This is a genomic window from Rhodococcus sp. EPR-134, assembly GCF_001647205.1.
Lineage (GTDB): Bacteria > Actinomycetota > Actinomycetes > Mycobacteriales > Mycobacteriaceae > Rhodococcus_F > Rhodococcus_F qingshengii.
The window spans coordinates 1-1,148 of sequence record NZ_LVCT01000452.1 but is presented as its reverse complement, the minus strand read 5'-3'; the positions used below and the strand labels follow the sequence as shown (position 1 = coordinate 1,148).

At 63.2% G+C, this 1,148-nt stretch carries 2 protein-coding genes; both read right to left on the bottom strand.

Annotation, left to right across the window (positions count from 1 at the left end):
* Nucleotides 1-379, bottom strand: a 379-nt coding sequence (locus A2J01_RS36940; protein WP_231915859.1) for a hypothetical protein, incomplete at its 3' end; no start/stop codon positions are given.
* A 78-nt stretch (nt 380-457) separates the two neighbouring features.
* Nucleotides 458-1,144 (bottom strand): TetR/AcrR family transcriptional regulator, encoded by a 687-nt coding sequence (locus A2J01_RS21085; protein ID WP_042926433.1) that lies wholly within the window; start codon nt 1,142-1,144, stop codon nt 458-460.
* Nucleotides 1,145-1,148 lie beyond the last annotated feature (4 nt).

Genomic DNA, 1,148 nt, shown 5'->3' with positions numbered 1-1,148 from the left:
CGTCTTCTGAAACTGACATCAGTCGCGCCCAGACGCCCGTTCTTAACCGTCCGGTATGACGACGGTCAAAACGAACACCCAAACCGGCAGGAGGGCGCTCATCGTGTTTCGGATAAGAAGTGATCGTTGATCTTCTTGTTGGTGGTGTGCGTATGTGACTCCGGAAGAGAAGTTGTGGAAGCGTCACGGCGCTCGGTGGCCGTAACAATGCTGGCTTTGCCGGATCGTCGATGTCCTCGACGTCGACGACACATCGACGACCGTCCTGCCTTACCTCGAACGCCGCGAAGCGCTCGTCAACCTCGGCCTTCAGCACCCACGCATCAAGGTCCCACCACACCAACAACGCGCAGGACGGCTGCGCTGAGTCGCCGTCCACTACAGCATGCTTGCTACGACACCGGGCTCTGCGGGTCCGCGACACTTTTTGTTCTGACCGACTGGCCCAGGTCTTCGGTTACCGCGTTCTGTGCTCGGCCGGAGTGGTTGATGCCGCGCCTATTCGGTGGGTGGTGAGGAAGTTGTCGACGAGTCGGGTGCAATCGTCGTGGTCGATGGTGCGCAGTCCGGTGAGGTGTGCGAAGACGATCGGGCCGAGGAGTTCGATGAGGGCGAAGGTGGTGTCGAGTTCGCCGAGCATGGCACGGGCGTCGGGGCTGGTGAGGATGTAGTCGAAGGGTTGGCGGTATTGCTCTATGATGCGGGCGCGTAGCGAGGTGATCGCGGCCGGATCGGGGCGGCGGGCGGGGTCGGTGTGGGCGTCGCCAAGGGACCCCATGGCCAGCCATGCCAGGGTGGTCATCTGTACTGGGGCCTGTTCGATGAGGTCGGATTCGGTGGTGAGCAGTGCGATCAGCCGCTCGCGCACGGGTCCGGTGCCGGAAGGGGTGTCGACGTGAGGGAGTAGCCGTTCGAAGGTTGCCGCGAGCAGGTGATTGGTGCTACCGAAGTGTCGGTATAGAGTCGCGCGCGCGACCCTCGACATGCGGGTGACGGCTTCGACAGTGACCGCTTCGACGCCACCGGTGGACAGCAGATGGGTGGCCGCATCGAGTAACCGGTTGCGTGAGCGTGCTAGCCGCGGATCGGCCTGCTCGTCGACTGCGGTGAGTGAGTCGGTCGTGGCGTGGTCCGGGGCGGTCATGGGA

Excerpts from the sequence above, each read along its gene's own strand:
- A2J01_RS21085 (WP_042926433.1), bottom strand. The coding sequence starts at position 1,144 with ATGACCGCCCCGGACCACGCCACGACCGACTCACTCACCGCAGTCGAC.